The organism is Microvirga alba, assembly GCF_015694465.1.
GTDB classification, from domain to species: Bacteria; Pseudomonadota; Alphaproteobacteria; order Rhizobiales; family Beijerinckiaceae; genus Microvirga; species Microvirga alba.
This window is the reverse complement of record NZ_JADQDO010000008.1, coordinates 138,768-161,847: the sequence shown is the minus strand read 5'-3', so window position 1 is coordinate 161,847 and position 23,080 is coordinate 138,768. Positions and strand designations below refer to the sequence as shown.

General features: G+C 62.0%; 23 protein-coding genes and 1 tRNA gene. 9 read left to right on the top strand and 15 right to left on the bottom strand.

Annotated features, from left to right (window positions below; genetic code table 11):
- Window positions 1–247 precede the first annotated feature (247 nt).
- The 8 genes from I2H38_RS15905 to I2H38_RS15870 are packed head-to-tail and all read right to left on the bottom strand — an operon-like array spanning window position 248 to window position 7,558.
- Entirely contained in the window at window positions 248–1,138 is an 891-nt protein-coding gene (locus I2H38_RS15905) for a VOC family protein (RefSeq protein ID WP_229426738.1), read from the bottom strand.
- A 26-nt stretch (window positions 1,139–1,164) separates the two neighbouring features.
- Complete coding sequence (locus I2H38_RS15900) at window positions 1,165–2,061, bottom strand: fumarylacetoacetate hydrolase family protein (RefSeq protein ID WP_196272841.1); 897 nt, start codon at window positions 2,059–2,061, stop codon at window positions 1,165–1,167.
- A gap of 16 nt (window positions 2,062–2,077) precedes the next feature.
- Window positions 2,078–2,977, bottom strand: coding sequence for an NAD(P)-dependent oxidoreductase (locus I2H38_RS15895; protein ID WP_196272840.1), 900 nt, complete (start codon window positions 2,975–2,977; stop codon window positions 2,078–2,080).
- Window positions 2,978–3,010: 33 nt separating this feature from the next.
- Window positions 3,011–4,189, bottom strand: a complete 1,179-nt coding sequence (locus tag I2H38_RS15890) for an ABC transporter substrate-binding protein (RefSeq protein ID WP_196272839.1) — start codon at window positions 4,187–4,189, stop codon at window positions 3,011–3,013.
- Between the two features lie 13 nt (window positions 4,190–4,202).
- On the bottom strand, window positions 4,203–4,907 hold the full coding sequence (locus I2H38_RS15885) for an ABC transporter ATP-binding protein (RefSeq protein ID WP_324617416.1): 705 nt from the start codon (window positions 4,905–4,907) through the stop codon (window positions 4,203–4,205).
- Window positions 4,904–5,659: an ABC transporter ATP-binding protein gene (locus I2H38_RS15880; RefSeq protein WP_196272838.1), complete on the bottom strand. Its 756-nt coding sequence runs from the start codon at window positions 5,657–5,659 to the stop codon at window positions 4,904–4,906. Before I2H38_RS15880 ends, I2H38_RS15885 begins: the two co-directional genes overlap by 4 nt.
- Window positions 5,652–6,653 carry a branched-chain amino acid ABC transporter permease gene (locus tag I2H38_RS15875; protein ID WP_196272837.1) on the bottom strand — a complete coding sequence of 334 codons (1,002 nt, stop codon included), beginning with the start codon at window positions 6,651–6,653 and terminating at the stop codon, window positions 5,652–5,654. The genes I2H38_RS15880 and I2H38_RS15875 overlap by 8 nt, the downstream gene beginning before the upstream one ends.
- Window positions 6,650–7,558 carry a branched-chain amino acid ABC transporter permease gene (locus I2H38_RS15870; RefSeq protein ID WP_196272836.1) on the bottom strand — a complete coding sequence of 303 codons (909 nt, stop codon included), beginning with the start codon at window positions 7,556–7,558 and terminating at the stop codon, window positions 6,650–6,652. Before I2H38_RS15870 ends, I2H38_RS15875 begins: the two co-directional genes overlap by 4 nt.
- A gap of 242 nt (window positions 7,559–7,800) precedes the next feature.
- On the opposite strand from I2H38_RS15870, the gene I2H38_RS15865 reads away from it, so the two are divergent.
- The 5 genes from I2H38_RS15865 (at window position 7,801) to I2H38_RS15845 (ending at window position 10,393) form a co-directional block, all read left to right on the top strand.
- The gene (locus I2H38_RS15865; RefSeq protein ID WP_196272835.1) at window positions 7,801–8,538 is read left to right on the top strand and encodes a GntR family transcriptional regulator; all 738 of its coding nucleotides are present in this window, start codon (window positions 7,801–7,803) and stop codon (window positions 8,536–8,538) included.
- Window positions 8,535–8,927 carry a YciI family protein gene (locus I2H38_RS15860; protein WP_196272834.1) on the top strand — a complete coding sequence of 131 codons (393 nt, stop codon included), beginning with the start codon at window positions 8,535–8,537 and terminating at the stop codon, window positions 8,925–8,927. The genes I2H38_RS15865 and I2H38_RS15860 overlap by 4 nt, the downstream gene beginning before the upstream one ends.
- A 40-nt stretch (window positions 8,928–8,967) precedes the next feature.
- Complete coding sequence (locus I2H38_RS15855) at window positions 8,968–9,270, top strand: hypothetical protein (protein WP_196272833.1); 303 nt, start codon at window positions 8,968–8,970, stop codon at window positions 9,268–9,270.
- A gap of 100 nt (window positions 9,271–9,370) precedes the next feature.
- Window positions 9,371–9,673, top strand: a complete 303-nt coding sequence (locus I2H38_RS15850) for a hypothetical protein (protein ID WP_196272832.1) — start codon at window positions 9,371–9,373, stop codon at window positions 9,671–9,673.
- Window positions 9,674–9,760: 87 nt separating this feature from the next.
- Window positions 9,761–10,393 carry a hypothetical protein gene (locus I2H38_RS15845; protein WP_196272831.1) on the top strand — a complete coding sequence of 211 codons (633 nt, stop codon included), beginning with the start codon at window positions 9,761–9,763 and terminating at the stop codon, window positions 10,391–10,393.
- A gap of 310 nt (window positions 10,394–10,703) precedes the next feature.
- On the opposite strand, the gene I2H38_RS15840 is transcribed toward I2H38_RS15845, so the two are convergent.
- Window positions 10,704–10,779 (bottom strand) — tRNA-Glu (locus tag I2H38_RS15840).
- Between the two features lie 94 nt (window positions 10,780–10,873).
- Here I2H38_RS15840 and I2H38_RS15835 point away from each other — a divergent pair.
- Together I2H38_RS15835 and rpoH are read left to right on the top strand one after the other, a co-directional pair.
- Window positions 10,874–11,866 (top strand): RluA family pseudouridine synthase, encoded by a 993-nt coding sequence (locus I2H38_RS15835; RefSeq protein ID WP_196272830.1) that lies wholly within the window; start codon window positions 10,874–10,876, stop codon window positions 11,864–11,866.
- A gap of 201 nt (window positions 11,867–12,067) precedes the next feature.
- A complete protein-coding gene (gene rpoH / locus I2H38_RS15830; protein ID WP_196272829.1) occupies window positions 12,068–12,955 on the top strand; it encodes an RNA polymerase sigma factor RpoH in 888 nt (295 codons plus the stop codon).
- Window positions 12,956–13,000: 45 nt separating this feature from the next.
- Here the strand turns inward: rpoH and I2H38_RS15825 are convergent, their stop codons facing one another.
- From I2H38_RS15825 to I2H38_RS15815, 3 genes are all read right to left on the bottom strand, one after another.
- Entirely contained in the window at window positions 13,001–14,170 is a 1,170-nt protein-coding gene (locus tag I2H38_RS15825) for a histidine kinase (protein WP_196272828.1), read from the bottom strand.
- A 32-nt stretch (window positions 14,171–14,202) separates the two neighbouring features.
- Entirely contained in the window at window positions 14,203–15,495 is a 1,293-nt protein-coding gene (locus tag I2H38_RS15820) for an adenylosuccinate synthase (protein ID WP_196272827.1), read from the bottom strand.
- A 249-nt stretch (window positions 15,496–15,744) separates the two neighbouring features.
- Entirely contained in the window at window positions 15,745–16,608 is an 864-nt protein-coding gene (locus I2H38_RS15815; protein ID WP_196272826.1) for a type 1 glutamine amidotransferase, read from the bottom strand.
- A gap of 78 nt (window positions 16,609–16,686) precedes the next feature.
- Here I2H38_RS15815 and I2H38_RS15810 point away from each other — a divergent pair, with 78 nt between their 5' ends.
- Window positions 16,687–17,592 (top strand): DMT family transporter, encoded by a 906-nt coding sequence (locus tag I2H38_RS15810; RefSeq protein WP_196272825.1) that lies wholly within the window; start codon window positions 16,687–16,689, stop codon window positions 17,590–17,592.
- A 98-nt stretch (window positions 17,593–17,690) separates the two neighbouring features.
- Here the strand turns inward: I2H38_RS15810 and purU are convergent, their stop codons facing one another.
- The 3 genes from purU to I2H38_RS15795 form a co-directional block, all read right to left on the bottom strand.
- A complete protein-coding gene (purU, locus tag I2H38_RS15805) occupies window positions 17,691–18,560 on the bottom strand; it encodes a formyltetrahydrofolate deformylase (protein ID WP_196272824.1) in 870 nt (289 codons plus the stop codon).
- A 1-nt stretch (window position 18,561) separates the two neighbouring features.
- Window positions 18,562–20,154 (bottom strand): phosphoglycerate dehydrogenase, encoded by a 1,593-nt coding sequence (gene serA / locus I2H38_RS15800; protein WP_196272823.1) that lies wholly within the window; start codon window positions 20,152–20,154, stop codon window positions 18,562–18,564.
- Window positions 20,155–20,340: 186 nt separating this feature from the next.
- Entirely contained in the window at window positions 20,341–21,513 is a 1,173-nt protein-coding gene (locus I2H38_RS15795; RefSeq protein ID WP_196272822.1) for a phosphoserine transaminase, read from the bottom strand.
- A gap of 233 nt (window positions 21,514–21,746) precedes the next feature.
- Here I2H38_RS15795 and I2H38_RS15790 point away from each other — a divergent pair, with 233 nt between their 5' ends.
- Complete coding sequence (locus I2H38_RS15790; RefSeq protein ID WP_196272821.1) at window positions 21,747–23,021, top strand: efflux RND transporter periplasmic adaptor subunit; 1,275 nt, start codon at window positions 21,747–21,749, stop codon at window positions 23,019–23,021.
- The last annotated feature ends 59 nt before the right edge of the window (window positions 23,022–23,080 follow it).

The window sequence follows — 23,080 nt, the reverse complement described above, 5'->3', positions numbered from 1 at the left end:
TGTGTTCCAATGAAGGCACCTCGGATCGAGGACTGCCACGTCGCGTCGCGAATGCGGAAGGATATTTCGTCCGATCCAATTTGGTGCGGCGATCGGAGAGCTCTCAAAGAAAACCACGGCTCACCGCAAGGTGGACCGTGGTCGCAATGGGAGAGAGACGCGGTGCCTGCCGCAAAACCGGCTTGAGACCGCCCCACCTGCGAAGTGCAAAGACTCTCAGGTGAAGCAGGTGCAGTTGCGAGCCTGCTTAGTCCAAGAAACCTTCCGGCGGTGGCGAACCCCACATGTTGGCCGCTTGGAGGATATCGGACCAAACCTTCGGCGACTGCGGAAAATCCTGATGAACGCGACGCGGCTCGAACGACTGCGTGCTCTCGTTCACCCGATCGAGTTCGCAGAAGAGCTCGATGATCTGGCCGTCGGGATTGCGATGGTAGGTGGAGATATTGTGCCCGATCCCGTGTCGAACCGGCCCCCACACCAGCGGAGTTCTCTCCTGCGCGAGAAAATCGCAAGCGTCCCTGATATGAGTCCAGTCACGCAGCTCGAAAGCGATGTGGTGCATTTTCGTGGTGGCGCCGGTGACGAGATTGATCGAGTGGTGATCGGGACCGCAGCGCAGGAAGGCGAAGAAGTCTCCCATCCAATCGCTGGCCCGGAACCCCAGCACATCGCAGTAGAACTTAACGGTCGCCTGGATATCGGTCACATTGAACGCCACATGCCCCAACTTGTTGGGCGCGATACCGGACCAGCGCGGCCCATTCGGCACCGGCTCGTGTTCCGCGAAAACTTCGATACGCGTTCCCTTGTTGTCTTCGAAAGCGACGAGATCGCGGATGTTGGGCTGACTGTCGCTTCGGCGGGCGGTCGCAATACCGTGCTTCCCGATCTGGGTCGCGTAATCGCCGAGATCCGTACCGGGCGGAACCTGGAAACCCAGCGCGACGCACCGTCCGGCATCGCCGCGCCGGAGGATCACCGTGTGATGATCGACGCCTGCGGTCAGATACGCCGTGTCGGTGTCGCGCTCGACGAGCTTCAGCCCCATGACACGTTCATAATGGTCCGTCTGAGCCGCCAGATCAGGGGTTTCGAAAGCGGCATATGCAATACGGTCGACGCGGATCATGCTCATGTGTAGTCCTCGAAAGTTGTAGAGCGTTAGATAAAACGGTTCTCGAGAGTACCAAGCCTCTCGACAGTAACGCAGACCTGATCACCTGTCTGGATAAACTCCTGCGGGCTCTGACCGAACCCGACTCCAGCAGGCGTTCCCGTCGCGACGATGTCTCCGGGTTCAAGCGTCATGATGCCCGCAAGATGCTGCATGATCTGACGAACCCCAAAGATCATTTGCCCGGTATTCGACCGTTGCTTCACGATGCCATTGACCGAGAGCTCGATCGAGAGAGCCTGAGGATCCGGCACGAACTCGGCAGGAGTGACCCAGGGCCCCGTCGGCTGGAACTGATCCCACGCTTTCTGCATCACCCAGTCGATGCCGACCGGCGGCCGATTGATGATCCAGTCGCGCGCCGAGACGTCGTTGACGACGGTATATCCGGCAACCGCACTGAATGCGTCACCGGTATCACCGGCCGGGACGCGTCGTCCGACGACAATCCCGAGTTCGGCTTCCCAATCGACCATTTGAGGCCCCTTGGGCAGCCTGATCTCTTCGCGGTGTGCTGCCAACGATGAAGGCGGGCGCAGGAACGCATAAGGATATGACGGTTCCTGGCTGACCTTCATCTCGGCGAGATGGTCGCGGTAGTTCACACCGACGCAGATCACCGCCCGAGGATTTGGAACGGGTGCCTGATAGACGAGGCTTTCAGGATCGCGGCCGCCTCCGGCTGCCCGAAAATCTTTCAGCGCGGCGGAAAGCGCGGAGCGTTGCGCCTCCCAATTGCCGAAAACGTCAATCAAAGATGCCGGAACGGCTTTCGCACCACCCTTCCCGAGCACCTCGGCCAGCGTGAACACACGCCCTTGGACGAGCACGACGGGCTTCGATGCGCCATCGACGACAGCCGTTCCTAGTTTGTATTCCGTCATACTCCACTCCGATGGCTCAGGAAGCCTTTTTGTTCGTTTCCGTTTGAATGCCTGCGCGCTCGGCAACCACGGCGAAGACAGATGCAACATCGGTCTCGCCGTATCCGGCGGAGATGGCCGCCTCGTAGATGGCCGCCGCTTGATCGAGCAGCGGTGTCGGGCATCCAAGGCGTTCCCGCGTGGCCGTGATGAGATGGATGTCCTTCACGAGCATGGCGGTCGGTGCCATGACGCGATCCCACGCACCAGCCGCCATCACGGGGGCACGAACCTTGAACTGGAGGGACGAACCGGCTCCGTCCTGGAGCGCTCCGATGAGGCGATCGGGATCGAGCCCCGCCTTGATGCCGAAAGCCATGGCCTCTGCTGTCGCCATGATGTTGAGCGCGACCAGAATGTTCGCGGTCAACTTTGCTTTAGTCGCGTTTCCGAACTCGCCAAAGAAGAAGACCCGTTCGGCAACCGCCGAAAGGACTTCCCTGACGCGCTCAAACACCATCTCGTCGCCGCTCGCGTAGATCACGCCCTGACGTTCTCGGACCATTCGCGGGATTCCGCTCACCGCGCAATCGAGCATCTGCCCGCCCTTCTCCATGAGGGCGCGGGCCTGCTTGCTCTTCACACCGGTATCGAGTGTGGAGAGCTCAACGAGGACGAGCCCGTCGCGGGAGGCCGATGCGAGTCCTTGCGGCCCGGAGACGACGCTCTCAAGAGCGGCGTCATCAGGCAAGCAAGACAGAATGATCGAGCATCGTTCCGCGACTTCGCGCGGAGAGGATGCCGGGATCCCACCCGCAGCGATCAGTTCGGACTGATCGCTGCGACGATAGCCAATGACGGTGTGTCCACCTTTTAAGAGGTTCTGAGCCATCGGAAGACCGATCTGCCCCAACCCGATCATGCCAACAGCGGTCATGAAGGTCCTCCGCTTCTCATATCGATACAGCGATCACCATTTCATGGTGCATTTGGCTTGATGTGCGTCGGCGCGTTGCTCGAAAATCGAGCCCACCAGTTCGTTGTGCAAACCGCCCCCCGATGCATCCGCAACCTTGCTGAGGTAGAAATTTTGCACCGGGAAGTGATTGTTCCCGAAATGGATATCACCCCGGATCGAGGGAAATTTTGCGCGCCTCAATGCCTCTCTGAAGGTCGCGGGGTTTTCGACGTCGCCTTTGGCGTCGGAGACTGCTTTGTCCAGCAGCAACACGGTGTCGTAGGACATGGCCGCAAGGATCGACGGGTTGCGTCCATACTTTTCCCGGAACGCCTGGACGAACCGTTTGTTGGACGGGTTGTCGAGATACGGGCTCCAGGGCCCGGCATTCATCAGGCCCTTGGCGGCAGTTCCCAGAGCCTGGAAGGTGGTCTCATCGGCCTGGAAGGTCGCGGCGTAGGGCACGACCGTGCGCTGCAAACCCGACTGCTGGAACTGCCGCATGAAGGCAATGCCCGAGCCACCTGGAAGGAAGACGACGACGGCTTTCGGATCGGCGGCACGGATCTGACTGAGCTCGGCGCCGAAATCGGATTGATCCAGCTTGACGAGAATTTCCGCGGTCGGGGCCTTGCCGTAACCGCGCTTGAAACCTTCAGCGGCGTCCCATCCGGCCTGATAGTTGGTTGCGATCACGGCCACCTTGTCGATGCCCGACTTGGCGATCTGGGAGCCAATCGCTTCGAACATGGTGTCTGTGTTCCAGGACACCATGAAGAAATTCTGGTTGCACTTCTCACCTGCGGTTTCCGAGGATCCGCCGACGGGCGCCACCACGATCTGGTCGCGCGGCAACACCACCGCATTCACCGCATCGACAACATGGCTGAAAAGGAGACCGGAGAAGAAACTGACCTTGTCGCGCTCCATCATTTGACGCGCCACCTGCACCGCCGTTTGCGGCTTCGCCTGGTCGTCGCCCGTCACCAGCTCGACGGGAATTCCACCCAGTTTTCCGCCGGTGTGCTCAAGCCCCAAGCGGTAGGCATTGAGCATCTCTTCACCCAGGCTGCCCGCGGGACCGGACAAGGTCGAAATGTAACCGATCTTGATCTTCTCCGGCGCGGCTTGCGCCGCGGCCACGGATGTCATGAGCGCCAAGGCTGTGCCGATTGTCTTTGTAAAGCGCATTGTCGTTCCTCCCCTAAACGCCGAGATACTGTCGATGAACGTCAGCAGCTTCGGCAAATTCCGACGCATTTCCGGTCCACACTGTCTTGCCCTTCGAGAGGACAAAGAACCGATGCGCGATCCGGCACAGCGCCTTGATGTTTTTGTCGACCACGATGACCGAGAGGCCGGTTTTCGCCACCGCCTCCAGGCACATCCAAATCTCCCGACGCACCAGAGGAGCGAGACCTTCGGTCGCTTCGTCCAGAATCAGGAGTCTTGGATTTGTTAAGAGCGCCCGCCCAATCGCCAGCATCTGCTGTTCGCCGCCCGAGAGCGTCTTGGCGAACTGCTTTTGGCGCTCACCGAGGCGAGGAAACAAGTCGAGTACACGCTCGACGGTCCAGGCACGGCCTCCCTCGCCGGCACGAGCGGCCACAGTGAGATGCTCTTCAACAGTCAGATTGGGAAAGACCTGCCGACCTTCAGGCACAAGACCGATCCCAAGACGCGCAATTCTGAACTCCGGCACGCCGACGATGGATTGTCCGGCGAAGGAGATTTCTCCATCGCGTGGTACCAGTTCGCCGGTGAGCATGCGGATGGTGGTGGTTTTTCCCATACCGTTGCGACCGACGAGCGCAACGACCTGCCCTTCATCGACCTGGACATCCGCGCCGAAGAGAACCTGAACGGCGCCGTATCCGCCCTGAAGTTTGCACGCGCTCAGCAAACTCACCACACGTCCTCCTCGCCGAAATAGGCGCGCTTCACCTCATGGTCCTCGTGGACTTCGGCAGGAGACCCGGAGGCAACGATGCGGCCTGCAACAAGGACCGAGACACGGTCGGCCAAAGCAAAGACGACATCCATGTCGTGCTCGACAAGGAGGATCGCGCAGCTCTGCCGAAGATCTCGCAGAACGGCCGTGAGAGAGTGGCTCTCGTCCGATCCAACACCAGCCATCGGCTCATCGAGCAGCATGAGGCGCGGCTCCAGCGCCAAGGCCATCGCCAGCTCGAGGTGCCGGCGCTCTCCGTATGAAAGCGCCTCGGCCCGAGCATTCGAACGCGTCGCAAGCCCGACTCTTTCAAGACACGTCTGGGCGCGCTCGGTCGCAGTCAGATTGGCGGCAGCAACCTCGAAGGCAGAAGGGTTCGATGACGCGCTGGCGAGTGTCGCCAGGCGCACATTGTCGAGGGCGGTGAATTCCGGCAGCACACTCGTAACTTGAAAGGATCGAGCCAGCCCCTTTCTGACGCGCTGGTGGACGGGAATCCGCGTTATCTCCTCCCCGCACCAGAGGACCGCCCCCTTGTCAGGTGTTATCTCTCCGAAGATCTGGGCGATGAGTGTCGACTTGCCAGCGCCGTTGGGACCAATGAGCGCGTGAACCTCGTTCGGCAGAACGTTCAAATCCACATTGTCCGTGACGATGAGGCCGCCATACGATTTTGTGAGCGCTCGCAGTTGAAGAACCGGCTCAGTCACGGCCGCCTCCAAGCATTTTCTGCAACGCAGGCTGAAGCCCTTGCCGAAGGTACAACACCGCCACGATCACGACAGGCCCCAGAGCCATTCGCCAGTAGGTCGTAAATTCCGAGATCAGCACCTCGGCGAGAAGGAGAACCAGGGCTCCGAAGAGACCGCCCATGAGCGCCGTCACTCCGCCGAGCGTCGCCATGACCAGCAACTCTCCGGACACGATCCAGTGCAGCAGGCCGGGACTGACATAAAGATAAAATTCGGCAGCGAGAGCCCCTGCCAAGCCGGTGATGGCAGCAGAGAGAACGAAGGCGGTGAGTTGAAGCCGGGTCGTGTTGTAGCCCAGAGCCTTGAGCCGACGCTCGTTCTGCCGAATGCCGGCAAGAGCCATGCCGAGAGGTGAGCGACCCACCCGCGACAGCACGCAAAAAACCACGAGCAAGAGCGCAAGAACGACAAAGTGGAACCTCGTCGGACTCTCGAGGGAGACGCCACCGATTTGATTTCGCGCCTGAAGGCCAAGACCGTCGGCGCCACCCAGCCCTTGCACGCTCGAGATGACGAAGTAGACCATCTGCGCGAAGCCAAGCGTTATCATGATGAATGACACGCCGCGCGTTCTGAGCGAAAGGGAGCCGATCGCGAGTGAGGCGGCGGCGGAAACCAGAACCGCGATAGGCCAGATGAGCAGCGCTTCGGTGAGCCCGATCTTTTGGGCGATCAACACCGAATAAGCGCCCAATCCGAAATAGGCCGCGTGACCGAAGCTCACCATGCCGCCGCAACGGATGATGAACCCGACTGCGCAAGCCGCCATTCCATAGATCATGCCGCGTGTGAGGCTGCCGACGATGTGACTTTCGAAAAGAAATGGTGCGAGCGCGAGCAAGGCGACCAGGAGGGCGTTGGCCGCATAGGAGCGCACCCCGCCGACGATGCGCGCGGCCACATTCGTCGGGCGTTGCAGGTCTAGAACCACTGGCTTTTCGAGGTGTCTCATCGCGCGAACAACCCCTGCGGCCGCATGATCAGAACCACGGCCATCAGAATATAAACGAGAGTCGCTGACAAAGCCGGAGCGAAACTCGAAACCGCGCGTGCACTGAATATTCCACTGAGAGCCAGCGGCATCAGGGCGCGGCCCAACGTATCGACCAGGCCCACCATCATCGCGGCGAGAAATGTTCCCCGAATGGACCCGAGCCCGCCGATAACGACGATCACGAAGGAGAGAATGAGCACTTGCTCGCCCATGCCGACTTCGATCGAAACCAGCGGGCCGGTCAACGCTCCCGCCAAACCGGCCAGTCCTGCGCCAACGGCGAATACGAGGGTCGAGATCAAGCCGACATCGAAGCCGATGTGGCGAACCATCGTCGGGTTGCTCGCGGAAGCGCGTACCAGCATCCCCGCGCGCGTCTTCGCTATCACCATCCACATCGCGAGCGCGGCGATAGCAGCGATGGAAGTCACCATCATCCGGTATGCAGGATACTCGATACCTCCAGGCAACATCACCGTGCCGGAGAACAGCCCCGGAGACGGGACATATTGAGGCACGCCGCCGGATATCCAACGCAGCAACTCGTTCGCGAACAGGATGAGACCGAAGGTTGCGAGCACCTGGTCGAGATGGCTTCGCGCGTAGAGCTTGCGCACGATGACACGCTCAACAAGCCAACCAACGGCGGCCGCCAGCAATGTTGCGCAGATGACAGAGAGCAGAAAGTTCTTGGTGATATGGGCAAAAGCGGCGGCCGCGAACGCGCCGACCATGAACAAGGAGCCATGCGCCAGATTGATGAGGTGCATAACGCCAAAGACCAGCGACAGGCCGGCCGCGATCAGGAAAAGGAGAAGACCATAGTTGATGCCGTTCAAGACCTGCTCGACCAGAATCGCCATGCCGCACTCCTTACGTAAGGACAAACATTACGGCTGGCGCAGATCGAACGGCTAAGCTCCAGGATGGCAAACTCGGCCGCCACATCGACATCTCCCCGTGACCGTTTTTCTTATTTTAGAAGGCCCTTTATGCGGTCCGCCGCGGGCCGGAACCCGTTGCGGTAATTTGGAAAGTCATATAAAATTTCCAAATTAATGAGCGACGCTAGATCTAAATCGGCAAGTATGTCAAGAAGCGAACCATGAAAAGATCACTCGCGATTCAGCCCAGCGCTCCTCCGGGAAACTCCCCCGAGACCGCCGAGGCGGCTCCGAAAACTCTTGCCGAGGCAACGTACTGGCGCCTCAGGTCGGACATCGTATGGGGAAAGTTGCCGCCTGGATCTCCTTTGCGCTCGGACGAGTTGCGGGCTGCGTATGATGTGGGCATCAGCCCCCTGAGGGAGGCCTTGTCTCGTCTTGCCGTCGAGCAACTTGTCACGACGGTTGGCCAGCGAGGTTTCCGCGTGGCGCCCATCACCGCGGCAGATGTCCTCGACGTCATGGAGACCAGATTGGTGATCGAACGCGAAGCTCTCACTCGTTCGATCAAGGCGGGCGACCTCAGTTGGGAGACCAACCTGGTGGCAAGCTTTCACTCGCTTTCACGTCTTCCCATTCCTCACGGACCGGGCAACGCAGCTGAATCCTGGGCTAGACATCACCGCAATTTCCACATGGCCCTGCTGGCGGCGTGCGGGTCCGATTGGCAACTCAGATTGGCCGGGCTTCTCTTCGATCAGGCCGAGCGCTACAGCATGGTTCGCGCGTTGAAGGTTTCGGCACCGAAGCTCACGCGCGACACCATATCCGAACACAAGCAGATCCTGGATGCTGCCCTCGCCCGCAACTCAAAGGCCGCAGTGGCAGCGCTCGAAAAGCATTACCGCGCAACCACGAAACAGGTCCTTGCAGCCCTCCAGCTGAGTTCCGCATCATGACGATAGACCAGGCGCGCCGGTCTGAAGACCCCCAAGCTCTTCTTGCCCGCATGATGCGTAAGCAGTTGTTTGTCATCCTGAACAGCGCAGTGGCGGAGCCGGCAGCTCTGCGGCCTTATTTGGCGGAGCACCTCAACTACCTTATCGACCTCGAAAAGCGCGGCATTCTGTTTGCGTCGGGCCCGTTCTCCGATGAGAACGGCCAACTCACAGGCGATGGCCTCACGATCGTGAGAGCAACCTCCTTTGAGGACGCCATGAAGATCGCCAATGAAGATCCGTTCACGCGCTCCGGATTACGCAAGCCGACGGTCAGGCAATGGACTGTCAACGAGGGGCGCATTCAGATCAGCGTCGATCTTTCCGACTGCCGTGGCGATCTCCCATAGACGTTCGGATTTCATTGATCGAGCTGTCACCACGGGAGAGATGCGCTGGACCTTCGAGGCACCCGCGCCGATCCTCGCCAACGTCGTCGCGACAGCCGGGGAAGTCGTGCTCACCGCCGACCTCATGGGCACATCGGTGCGTTGGAGTGGTGGCGTAATCAGCTACCAGTTCGACGATAAGCAGATGATTGCCGCCGTCTCGGGTCCCAGCTCCGTCTTCTTCGGAGGCTCAGTCACGACGAATCTGACGGTGCTGCCCTCCCCCGAGAGACCTCGTGCGCGCCGACTGCCGGGGCACAGGCTTGTTTCCTTCCGCCCCTCGGCTCGCATCCGCGCTGCCTGACGATCATCGAAGGTTTGAACCATACTACCGGCGCAAAACGCGAGGCGCCTTCGTCCCAAACACTTAAATGAAAAGGCCGCGCCTGCAGCGGGGCTAACCGTTGAAACTCTTGGCAGTCCTGTGGAGAGGCGAAAAAAAAGACCCAGCAACGTTCCTCGTACGAGCTCTTCAGAGCGAGGTTGCCAGCTCAGCCACGATCGAGGCGCAAATCCTCAACGGGCGAAGCACCGGCTTCGGTCTCGTATACACGAACCCGGGCCATGGGCGGATCTGTCACACCGTGCCGGAGGATCCTGAGGCCCACCAAGTCGCAGTGCTTCGCAAGACGGACACGGTCTTCCACGTCTCGGCGAAAGATGTCGTTTTCACGAAGATGTCGCTCGACGATGCGTTTGCGGATTAACAGACCCGCAAATGCAACGCCATCTACGCCTCCGCGGAGAACCTCGCTGGCCTCATCAAGGCCCTTAAACGCGAGCGCCTAGACTACATGTTGGCGCCGATGTGGGTCGAGCCGCTCGAAGTCTCCGCCATCCTTAAGACGGAAGCCGCCCAGATAGCCAAAGAGGAACAGGCCCGGAAGGCCTTCCAGGAAGAGGCGGCAATCCTCCGGCAGCGCGAGCTCGATGCGGCCGCTAGGCGCGAGAACATCGAGCGGGATCTGCAAGCGCGAAACGGCTCCATGGCCCGGGCCGCCCAAGACCACGTGTCCAAGGTTATTGATACGTTCATCAATGATGTGAAGGCCAGTGGAGACCGGCGCGGAGACGGCATTTTCGGTCCCGCGGCAGAGCTCTTCCCGACATTCGTGCGTTCCTACAAGCAGATGATACGCGACCGTTGGGAGCTAGAGAGCAAGTCCTACACCGTCGAGGATTTCGGCGATGCCGATTGGAAATCACGCAAGCTAGAAGCCGTCGTCGTGCGCACGGAATTGAAACTGCAAAACAAGCCTCTCGGCCGCCGGAACACGGTCTGCGTTCTATTCGGTGTGATCATAGATGCGGAATTCTTATATCTGCGCGATACGATCGAAACTCCGTGCAACGGTGCTTCCGACGATGTGAAGCGGTGGCAAATCGGGTCGAAGTTCAACTCCCGCTGGAGAGCGCCCACAAACTGATGTCTCTGGAGATCTGAGTCAGAAGGGCGCCCTTGGGTGCCTTTTTTGTGTGGCATTCAGGGAAGCCCGGGACTTCGAAATATCGCCTACCTTCGAAACGAAGGCATCGAGGAATCCCACAATGCTAGTTTGTGGCAAATCCCAATCCGCTTTGCGGTTAGCACCCGCTATCGACCAGCAAGCAATAAAAGCAGAGGCGCGATCAATACCGCTCTCCGCCATGCCCAATTCGGCCGGCAGAGAAATTGACGTTTGCCACGTGAAACTCCCGCGGAGCTTCGGGCGAGAATCAACTAAGCCGTTAAAACCTTGGCGCTCCCTAGGGGACTCGAACCCCTGTTTTCGCCGTGAGAGGGCGACGTCCTAGACCGCTAGACGAAGGGAGCTAGCAAGGCGGAGGCCGCTCGTATAACCAGCCTTCTGAAACCCGACAAGCCCCTTTCCTGAAAAAAGCGACAGGGCGGTATCGATGAGGATCTGGTGAGCGACACGACCGAACGAGAATGGACCCTGGAGGATGGCACGGCCGCCGAGCGGCTGGATCGGGTATTGGCGCGTCTTTCGCCCGATTTGTCGCGGAGCCGCCTGCAGGCGCTGATCCGCGACGGACAGGTGACGATTGATGGTGCGCCGGTTCTCGACCCCAGCCTCAAGGTGGCGGCGGGGGCGATCATCGCGCTTGTCGTGCCGCCGCCGGTCGCGGCCGAGCCGCAGGGCGAAGCGATCGCGCTGAAGGTGGTCTATGAGGACGAGGATCTCATCGTCATCGACAAGCCCGCCGGCCTCGTCGTGCATCCGGCGGCAGGCCACGAATCCGGCACTCTCGTCAACGCCCTCATCGCCCATTGCGGCGACAGCCTGTCCGGCATCGGCGGCGTGAAGCGGCCGGGCATCGTGCATCGGCTGGACAAGGACACGTCCGGCCTGCTCGTCGTCGCCAAGAACGACCGCGCCCATCAGGGCCTTGCCGACCAATTCGCCGATCATGGCCGGACGGGTCCTTTGGAGCGCGCCTATCTCGCCGCAGTCTGGGGAGTCCCCGACAGGCACAAGGGCATCGTCGACGCGGCTTTGGCCCGCAGCCTGCACAACCGCGAAAAGATCGCGGTGGTGTCGGGTGAGCGCGGCCGTTACGCCATCACGCATTACGAGGTGCTGGAAGCGCTGCCGCCGGCCAATCCGGTGGCGAGCCTGGTGCGCTGCGAGCTCGAAACAGGGCGCACGCACCAGATCCGCGTGCACATGGCTCATATCGGCCATCCGCTGCTGGGGGATCGCGTCTATGGCTCGGGATTCAAGACCAAGGCGAATCGTCTCTCGGAGGCGGCGCAGACAGCGCTCGCGGATTTGAAACGGCAGGCGCTTCACGCCACCGTGCTTGGATTCGAGCATCCGCGTACTGGAGAATTCCTGCGCTTCGAGAGCCCCCTCCCTGCCGATATGGACCGGCTTCTCCAGGCTTTGCGGGCCTGATGCCAACAGCGGCACTGCGTCGCAAAACGGTGCCGTGATGGCACCCCTGCATTCTCCGCGCGTTGATCCGTCTCGAAGCCTGAACGCCTCTATTCGGACACGTTTGGACCGCCTATATTGGGCGGCTAGGGCGGTCGGCCGATGTTGGGGGCCGCCTCGGGCTTGCCTCATGGAACGAGGGAGCCAAAGGAGGAATAAGATATGGCTGCAGCGCTGCCTGTGCTTGCCAATGAAGGGGGCCTTTCGCGCTATCTCGACGAGATTCGTCGTTTCCCCATGCTCGAGCCGCATGAGGAATACATGCTCGCCAAACGCTGGCGTGAGCATGGCGACCGCGAAGCCGCTCACAGACTCGTTACATCCCACCTGCGCCTCGTGGCGAAGATCGCCATGGGCTATCGCGGCTATGGGCTGCCGATCGGCGAAGTCGTGTCCGAAGGGAACGTCGGCCTGATGCAGGCCGTCAAACGCTTCGAACCAGAGAAGGGTTTCCGCCTCGCCACATATGCCATGTGGTGGATCAAAGCGGCGATTCAAGAATACATCCTGCGTTCCTGGTCCCTCGTGAAGATGGGAACCACCGCGAACCAGAAGAAGCTGTTCTTCAACCTGCGCAAGGCCAAGGGCCGCATCTCGGCGCTTGAAGAGGGTGATCTGCGCCCCGAGCAGGTCAAGCAGATCGCGACCCAGCTCGGCGTGACCGAGCAGGACGTGATCGACATGAACCGCCGCCTCGGCGGCGACGCCTCGCTCAACGCGCCCCTGCGCGAGGAAGGCGAAGGCGAGTGGCAGGATTGGCTCGTGGATTCGGGCCAGAGCCAGGAGCAGGTGCTTGTCGAGGAAGAAGAGGGCCAGAACCGGCTGACTGCGCTGCGCAGCGCGCTCTCGGTTTTGAACCCGCGCGAGCGCCGCATTTTCGAGGCCCGACGCCTCTCGGACGATCCGATCACCCTTGAAGAATTGTCCGCCGAGTTCGGCGTCTCGCGAGAGCGCGTGCGCCAGATCGAAGTGCGGGCATTCGAGAAGGTTCAGGAGGCGGTCAAAAAGAACCTGGCGCAGATCGAGACTTCGGACGAGGCCGCGCTCTAATCCCTATCGCCTGTAAACAAAGCCGCGGTTCACACCGCGGCTTTTTTATTGCCATTGGCTGAAGGCGCTGGTCAGGATCTGCTCGCCGGAGGAACCCTTCTCGAAGCTGAGAATGGCGCGCTGGCCGGAGGCCATGCGAACCGGCAGGTCGATCCAGTTGCGGCGCACGAACAGTTCCGTATTGCGATCAATGTCGCTCGACAGGTTCGAGAGGCCGATCAGGAACAGGTTCTCCCGCACCGGCACCGGCAGACCGGCGACGGGCGTGCCACGAGCGGCCTCCTCGTTCTTGAACTGAAGCAGGCCGATATCCCGAATCACGCGGCCGCTATCGCCGTTGCGCGTGGTGAAGGTCAGCTCGACCGTGTGCGAGGCGGGCAGCGTCGCGTCGAGATTGCGCCGCAGCGTCATCTTCATCGTCAACCCCGCATCGGGGATCTCGACGCTGGCGCGAACGGCCTTTTCTAGCGCTTGGCCCTGCCCTGGATTCACATCCTCCAGCCGCCATACGATACGGCCGACCTGCGCCTTGGGAGTCTGGGGATTGGCGGGATCTTCCTCGTAGAAGACGGCGCGCTGCGCCACGCCGACTTCCTGACGGGACGCCGGAGACGCGGGCGTGGCTTGTCCGCCAACGCGCTCGTTGTTCTTGCCTGCTTCCGGTTTCGGCTGCTGCGCATTTTCCGCAACGGCAGATTGCGGCGGCGCGACCTCGTCCGGCTTGTCGCGCCAGACGAATGCGAAGACCGCGATGGCCACGATCACGAGCGCGAGAACAGCGCCGAGAGCGATGGTGCGGATGCGTTTGTTGTTCTGAAGGGCCGGATGCGGACGACTTTCGACCCGCGGCCGGGCGCTGGCGGTGTCGTCCTCTGACAGATCGTCATTGGCCGACGCGCGAAAGCCCGTGCTTAACGCAACGTTAGGAGACTCGGCGGTGGGCAGATGCTCGCTCTCGACAGCCCCGAGGACTGATGCGTCCTCGAAGGCCGCGACCGCCGGAACCGGCGTGTATTCCGCCTCGACGCGCTTGATAGCCGCGTCGAGAGACAAGCGCTCCTGATGGATATCCGCCTCTGACAGAGGCGGATCGAGGGTACGCAGCTGACCGATCAGCGCGGTACGGGCGCGCTCATAGACAGCGCGCCGCGTCTCGGGCGAAGAGTCGGCCAGGCCTTCGACGGCGCGGGCGATAAGGGGATAGTAATCAGCCATTTGTCTTGGGATGGCCCGACGACGCTTCGCCGTCAACCCTCAAAGGGGTTCTTCATGAGGATTGTATCGTCACGCTCGGGTGAAGTGGACAGCACCGCGACCGGCGCGCCGATCAATTCCTCGACCCGGCGGACATATTTGATGGCCTGCGCCGGAAGGTCCGCCCATGAGCGCGCACCCGCCGTGGAGCCGCTCCAGCCTTCCATTTCCTCATAAATCGGCTCGACCCGTGCTTGGGCCCCCTGGCTCGCGGGGAAATAATCGAGGGTTTCCCCGTCCAGGCGATAGCCGACACCGATCTTGATGGTCTTGAAGCCATCGAGAATATCGAGCTTGGTCAAAGCGATGCCGTCGATGCCCGACGTGCGGACGGTTTGCCGCACAAGCGTCGCATCGAACCAGCCGCAACGACGCTTGCGCCCCGTGACGACGCCGAATTCCTTGCCCTTCTGGCCGATCAGCTCGCCGGTCTCGTCAAACAACTCAGTCGGGAACGGCCCCTCGCCGACGCGGGTCGTATAGGCTTTCGCGATGCCGAGCACATAACCGACCGCGCCCGGCCCAAGGCCGGACCCGGTGGCGGCCTGTCCCGCGACCGTATTGGAGGAGGTCACGAAGGGATAGGTGCCGTGATCGACATCGAGCAGAGCGCCTTGCGCGCCCTCGAACAGGATCCGCTTGCCCGCCCGGCGCTCGTCATCGAGCAGCCGCCATACGGCGTCCATATAGGGGAGAACCTTCGGCGCGACGGAGGCGAGTTCCTCATAGATCGCCTTCGGCGAGAACTCTTCCAGCCCAAAACCGCGGCGCAGGGCATTGTGATGCGTCAGCAGCCGGTCGACTTTCTCCGGCAGGGAGCCGAGATCGGCCAGATCCATCAGGCGGATGGCGCGACGGCCGGCCTTGTCTTCGTAGGCGGGACCGATGCCGCGCTTCGTAGTGCCGATTTTGGTGCCGGCGCTGCCGCTCTCACGAAGCGCATCGAGCTCGCGGTGGATCGAGAGAATCAGGGTCGCGTTTTCCGCCACGCGCAGGTTCTCGCGGGTGATCGAGACGCCCTGTTCAGCCAGCCGCTCCACCTCGCCGGCGAGCGCGTATGGATCGAGCACGACGCCGTTGCCGATGACGGAGAGCTTGTTGGGGCGCACCACGCCGGAAGGGAGAAGCGACAGCTTGTAGACCTTGCCGCCGATGACGAGGGTATGGCCGGCATTGTGGCCACCTTGGAATCGCACGACCACGTCTGCCTGTTCGGACAGCCAATCGACGATTTTGCCCTTGCCCTCGTCGCCCCACTGGGCGCCTACGACAACCACGTTCGCCATCGCTTAAAGCCTCACATAAAAAAACCCCGGCGCAAGGCCAGGGTTGGGATTGGGGTTGGAAAAACCTTGCAAAGTCTCTTGGTGGATCGGACGCGCGAGGTCAAGACGAAATGGTCATTATCGCATGCGTCGAGCGACTGGCTGATGAAACAAACTAAGAACAGCCAGGAATCAGATCCGGACTCACACGTCTTGGACCGCGGAGCCGGGGATGACAGCGGGGAGTTGGAGGGGATGCGCGATCGGCCCTCAGGCCCTGCCCTTCGCGCTTTTCCCCGGCTTCACCCGGTGCTCGAGGAAATTGCGGATTTCGCGGGTGCGGCGCTCCGGCAGCAGCACCTCTTCATCGAGTCCGTGTCGCCAGGCGAGATCGAACCGGGTCGGCTCAGCGTGCAGGGTGTTGAGATCAGCGATGTAGGAGGCGGCCTCCTCCGGCGTCCGGCAGAAGCCCTCGCCGACGAGCATCTCGGTCCGGCGGGCCAGGATGACCGCCAGCTCCCCAAGGCTGAATTCGGGGTGGTATTGCACGCCCCAGAAGGTCCCGCCACTCATGGTGATTTCCGCCGCCTGGACCGCTGAGAGCGCGTTGGTCGACAACACCGTCGCGTCGGCGGGCGTGGTCGTGACCAGATCGAGATGAATCGCGGGGGCGTCGTAGGACGCGGGGCGACCGGACAGCAAGGGATGAGCGCGGCCTGTCTCGGTCGGCGTCAGACGACGGGCAAAGCCGATTTCCCGGCCGAGCGGATTCTTGCGCACATCGCCACCCGCCGCCACCGCCGCGACCTGCAGGCCCCAGCAGGAGCCGAAGGACGGCGTGCGAGACGCGTAGATGGCCCGCATCAGGTCGATCTGGCGCAGGATGTCCGGCGTGGCGTCATAGATGTTGAGATGCGAGCCGGTGAGCACAATGCCGTCATAGGATTCGAGACCCGAGGCATCCGGCAGGTTCGCGCCCTCATCGGCGGGGAAAGCCAGGTCGCAGAGGATGTCGGCTTCGATCTCCCCCAACACGGCAGCATAGGATTCCGACGGCATGAGTCCATAGGCGGCCTTGTGGGCCTGCCTTGCGTTGCGCGTATTGCCCTCGATAACCAGAAACCGTAAGGCCATAACCTTCGACGCCCCTCATTCTGGCGTCGGTTTACCCGAATGGTGCGCGGGAGCAAGCGCGCCGAGGTCTTGCGCCCTATGAATATTCTGCATTCATTTCGGAAAATCCTGTTCGGGAACGCTTATCTGCTCCTCGTCCTGACCACCCTGTTCTGGGGTGGCAACGGGGTTGCCGGCCGTCTCGCGGTGGGCGAGATCTCTCCCATGGTCCTCGTCGCGCTGCGCTGGGTGGTCGTGGTCGCGATCACGCTGCCCCTCGTCGGTCGCCAGCTCGTGGACGCGTGGCCGAAGCTGAAGGGGCACGGATGGCTCATCGTGGCGATGGGCACCTGCGGGTTTACGGCCTTCAACGCCCTGTTCTACGGCGCGGCGCATTACACGAGCGCGGTGAACCTGACGATTTTCCAGGGCGCGATTCCGGTTCTCGTCCTCATCGGCGCGGTGCTGTTCTTCCGTAACCGGGTGCGGCCTTTGCAAGTTCTCGGCATGGCGGTGACAATGGTCGGCGTGATCGTCGTCTCCGTGCGCGGTGACATGGCCGTCTTGCGGGCGATGGCGCTGAATTTCGGCGACGTGCTGATGCTGATCGCCTGCCTATTCTATGCCGGATACACGCTGGGTCTTCGTCAGCGACCCGCCGTCCCGGGCTTCGTGTTCTTCACGGCGCTCGCCTTCGTCGCCTTCCTCACTTCACTGCCGCTTCTGGCGGTGGAAATGGCGAGCGGCGCGGCGCAATGGCCGACGCTGAAGGGCTGGCTCGTGCTGCTCTATGTGGCGGTGCTACCGTCACTTGTCGCGCAGATTTTCTTCATCCGTGGCGTCGAGCTGATCGGTCCGGCGCGAGCGGGGCTTTTCGTCAATCTTGTGCCGGTGTTCGGCGCGCTGCTCGCCGTCATCCTGCTCGGCGAGCCCTTCGCGTCCTATCACGCCATCGGGCTGGTGATGGTGCTCGGCGGCATCTGGCTCGCCGAGAGAAAAACCTAGAGCTTGATCATGTCGATTTGAAACATGATCAAGCTCCAGATTCCTTATTGCCGCATGATCTGGGCGAACAACCGGTTTCCACTTGTTCTGATCATGCTCTAATCCGCAAACACCACGGTCTTTCGCCCGTTCAGCAGAATGCGGTCTTCAAGGTGGTGTCGCACGGCGCGGGCGAGAACCCGGCGTTCGATGTCGCGGCCCTTGCGGACGAGATCGTCGGGCGTGTCGCGATGGGTGATCGGTTCCACGTCCTGGGCGATGATCGGCCCCTCATCGAGATCGGACGTCACGTAGTGCGCGGTTGCGCCGATCAGCTTCACGCCGCGCGTATGCGCCTGGTGGTAGGGCTTCGCGCCCTTGAAGCTCGGCAGGAAGGAGTGGTGGATGTTGATGCAACGTCCCGCGAGCTTCGCCGCCAGCCCATCCGAGAGCACCTGCATGTAACGGGCGAGCACCACGAGATCCGCCTTCGACTCTCGGATGATCTCCCACACCTTCGTTTCCTGTTCGAGCTTGGTGTTTCGCGTGACAGGCAGATGGTGAAAGGGAATGCCGCGCAGATCGACGTGGCTATAGGTCTCCATCGGATGATTGGCGATGACGCCGACCGGCTCGAAGAGCAACTCATCGATGCGCCAGCGATAGAGCAGATCCGCCAGGCAATGGTCGAATTTCGAAACCATGAGCAGGACGCGCCGCCGTGCATTGGGCTCCCGCAGCGCCCAGGTCATGCCGAAACGCGCGGCCAGAGGCGCGAAACCCGCCCGCATCCCTTCGATATTGCCTAAACCGGAAACGGGATCGAAGACGACCCGCATGAAGAAGCGGTCCGTCTCCGTGTCGTCATATTGCTGGGCATCGAGGATGTTGAAGCCCGCTTCGGAAAGATGCCCCGCCACGGCGGCGACGATGCCTGGGCCATTGGCGCAGGCGAGCGTCAGCACAAACCGCTGTGACAGGGCGTTCACGTCAGAACCGCACAGAGCGGGCGCGCTTCACCTGCGGGATGTCTTCGATCTTGCGCAACAGCTCTTCCGTCACCGGCTGATCGACGGAAACGAAGCAGATCGCATCGCCGCCCTGCTTGTCGCGGCCGAGTGCGAAGGTGGCGACGTTGACGCCCGCTTCACCGAGCAATGTACCGAAGCTGCCGATGAACCCCGGCTTGTCGGCATTGCGCACATAGATCATGTGCGGAGCGAATTCCGCATCGACCATGATGTCGCGGATTTCCGTGACACGCGGCTTGCCGTCCTGGAACACAGTGCCGCCGGCATGGCGTGACATGTCCTCAGCCTCGACGATGATGCGCACGAAGCTCTCGTAGTCCCGCGCTGCGCTGTCGCGCTTGACCTCTTCCACCGTGATGCCGCGTTCACGCGCGACGATCGGCGCGGACACCATGTTGATATCCTGCAGGAAGGGGCGCAGCACGCCGGTGACGGCAGCGGAGGTGAGCGCGCGGGTGTTCATCTCCGCCACATCGCCTTCGTACTCGATGCGGATGCCCTTGATCGGTGCTTCCGTGAGCTGGCCGAGGAACGAGCCTAGCTTTTCGGCAAGCGCCACGAAGGGCTTCAAGCGCGGCGCTTCTTCCGCCGAGATCGACGGGAAGTTCACCGCGTTCTGGATCGCGCCCTGCAGCAGGTAATCCGACATCTGCTCGGCGACCTGCAGCGCCACGTTCTCCTGCGCCTCGGTGGTAGCCGCACCCAGATGCGGGGTGCAGACCACGTTGGGATGGCCGAAGAGCGGATTGGTGGTTGCGGGCTCTTCCGTGAACACGTCGAAGGCAGCACCCGCCACATGGCCGGAATCGAGCGCCGCGCGCAAAGCGACCTCGTCGACGAGACCGCCGCGGGCGCAGTTGACGATGCGCACGCCCTTTTTCGTCTTGGCGATATTTTCCGCCGAGAGAATGTTCTTCGTCTTCTCGGTCATGGGGACGTGCAGCGTGATGACATCGGCGCGGCGCAGAAGGTCTTCGAGCTCGACCTTCTCGACGCCGAGCTCAATCGCGCGTTCCGGCGACAGGAAGGGATCGTACGCGATCACCTTCATGCGCAGGCCGATGCCGCGCTCGGCAACGATAGAGCCGATATTGCCGCAGCCGATGACGCCGAGCACCTTGGCCGTCAGCTCGACACCCATGAACCGGTTCTTCTCCCACTTGCCGGCCTGCGTCGAGGCATCGGCCTGCGGGATCTGACGCGCGAGCGCGAACATCATGGCGATGGCGTGCTCGGCGGTGGTGATGGAATTGCCGAACGGCGTGTTCATGACGATGACGCCCTTCGCCGTGGCGGCGGGGATCTCGACATTGTCGACGCCGATGCCGGCGCGGCCGATGACCTTCAGCTTGGTCGCCTTTTCCAGGATCTTCGCGGTGACCTTGGTGGCGGAGCGGATGGCGAGACCGTCATACTCGCCGATCACGGCCGCGAGCTTGTCCTTGTCCTTGCCGAGATCCGGCTGGAAATCGACATCGATGCCGCGATCTTTGAAGATCTGCACGGCGGCGGGCGAGAGAGCATCCGAAATGAGAACGCGGGGCTTAAGCATGGGGCACCTTTTGATCTCCCTCTCCCCTCTGCGGGAGAGGGTGGCCTCGCGCAGCGAGGTCGGGAGAGGGGAATGGAATTTGCTGAATGCGATGAAAGGGGCGGTGTCGTGTTCTGAAAACGGCCCCTCTCCCCGTCGGCATCCGCCGACCACCCTCTCCCGCGATGGGGAGGGGTAACGAGAGCATCAAGCCGCTTTCGCGAGCTTCGCCTTTTCCTGCGCGAAGGCCCAATCGAGCCAGGGCGTCAGGGCTTCGAGGTCGGAGGCTTCCACCGTCGCGCCGCACCAGATGCGAAGGCCGGGAGGTGCATCGCGATAGGCGCCGATGTCGAGGGCGACGCCCTCTTTGTCGAGCGCGGCGGTGATGCCCTTGGCGACTTGCGCCACAGCCTCGGGACCTTTCGCGACGATGTCGGGGTCGGACACGACGAGGCAGACGCTGGTGTTGGAGGCGTTCTTCGGATTCTTCGCGAGATTGGCGATCCACGGCGTCCTGGCAACCCAATCGAGGATCACCTTGGCGTTGGCGTCCGCCTTCGCGAGGAGCCCTTTCAGGCCGCCGATGGACTTCGCCCATTCGAGCGCGTCGATGTAATCCTCTACCGCCAGCATGGACGGCGTGTTGATGGTCTCGCCCTCGAAGATGCCTTCGATCAGCTTGCCGCCCTTGGTCATGCGGAAAATCTTGGGCAGCGGCCAGGCGGGCTTGTAGGTCTCGAGCCGCTCAACCGCACGCGGCGAGAGGATGAGCATGCCGTGGGCCGCTTCGCCGCCCAAAACCTTCTGCCAGGAGAAGGTGACCACATCGAGCTTGGAAAAATCGAGCTTCTGCGCGAAGGCCGCCGAGGTGGCGTCACAGATGGTGAGACCTTCGCGATCCGCCGCGATCCAATCCGCATTCGGCACGCGGACGCCGGAGGTGGTGCCGTTCCAGGTGAAGACCACGTCGCGGGTCTTCGTGTCGATCTGCGTCAGGTCGGGCAATTCGCCGTAAGGCGCGGTGATCACGCGGGCATCGGGAAGCTTGAGCTGCTTCACCACATCGGTGACCCAGCCTTCGCCAAAGCTCTCCCAAGCCACCATGTCCACGGGCCGCGCGCCGAGCAGCGACCACAAAGCCATCTCGACCGCGCCGGTGTCGGAGGCGGGCACGATGCCGATGCGATAATCAGCCGGAACATCCAGAACCTCGCGCGTCATGTCGATGGCGAGCTTCAGGCGGCTCTTGCCAAGCTTCGCGCGATGTGAGCGGCCGAGGCTGTCGGTTTTGAGATTTTGCAGGGACCATCCGGGGCGCTTCGCGCACGGGCCGGACGAAAAGAAAGGCGCGCGCGGACGCGCGGCGGGCAGATCTGTCATGTTATCCATCCTTACAGATGGGCGCCCCTCGGTGGGGAGAGGTGTCCCGCGAATTGGTATGCCGGAGGGGCCTTTCCCGGTCAAGCGAATTTCCGTTTGGTCAGAGTGTTTCAGATTACGAAATCGTAATGCAAAACATCGCTTTTGCCGCGATATAGCCCAGTGTGTCTGGCATAACCTGTGCTAGGACAACTCCGACATCGAAAGACATCAGACTTCCTTAAGGAGCGAGCATGCGTGTGTCCGGTCAGCTCGCCGTCATTGCCGTGCTGGGGGCAGCGGGTTTTGGCGGTTGGTATGCCTATCAGGGCGGCTATTTGGCGAATGCGCCGGTCGTCGGCTCCTATTTCGCCAAATCGTCCGGCCAGGCAAGCGCCTCAGGGCGCGGAGGACGCGGCGCCCAAGTCGGCCCGGCGACCGTCGAGGTCGATACGGTCAAGACCGGGCGGATCGTCGAAACCCGCGAGTCCGTGGGAACCGTGCGTGCCTATGAATCGATCACCGTGACCGCGAAAGTCGCTGGCATTATCGGTGCCATCGGCTTCGAAGAAGGCCAGCAGGTCAAGGCCGGCGACATGCTGGTCCAGCTCGACGCAGCGGAACGCCGCGCCGAAATCGAGCAGACGCTCGCGGAAACGAACCGCGCCATGTCGGTTCGCAACGAAGTCGCCATCAAGCTCGAACGCGCGCAGGCTCTGAGCCGCACCGGCGCGGGCACAGGCGCGCAGGTCGATGATCTCTCCGCCCAGGTCAAATCGCTGGAAAGCTCCATCGCCGCCGCCCAGGCGCAGCGCAAGGGTGCCGAGGCGCGGCTGCAGGATCTGAGCATCCGCGCGCCCTTCGCCGGCCGGGTGGGCACCCGCTCAGTATCGCTCGGCGCCTATATTCCGCCGGGAACCCGCATCACCTCCCTCGACGACCTCTCCCGCGTACGGCTCGACTTCGCGGTTCCGGAGAACCTTCTCGGCCGCCTCAAGCCGGGCCAGACCGTCAACGCGACCTCGCCCGCCTATCAGGGCCGGATCTTCAAGGGCACGGTTTCGATCCTCGATACCCGCGTTGACCCGACGACCCGCACGGTGCGCTTGACCGCCGACTTCGACAACCAGGACGAGGCGCTCAAACCCGGCATGTTCCTGTCGGTGGCGCTCGAAGTCACGACCAAGGAAGACGCCATCGTCGTGCCGGAAGAGGCCATCGTCAGCGAGGGCCTGCGCCAGATCGTCTATCCGGTGAAGGACAACAAGGTCGAGCGCCGCGTCATCACGATCGGCCAGCGCCAGGGTGGCAAGGTCGAAGTGGTTGACGGGTTGAAAGTCGGCGAAACCATCGTGGTCCTCGGTGTCCAGCGCGTGCGCCCGGGCGGCGAGGTCATCGCCCGCCCCCTCGGCTCCGGCGCTCCAGGTCAAAAGCCGGCGGCTCCGGCCGCGACGAAGGAACAGCCGTCGCGCAGCTCCGTGAACCTGCCGCAGGCCATTGGCAGCGCGGCTGCGGCCGAGCGCAATTGACCCCCCTCTCCCGCTCCGGCGGGAGAGACATTCGTTTCCAACCGGCTCGTGAGCTGAAT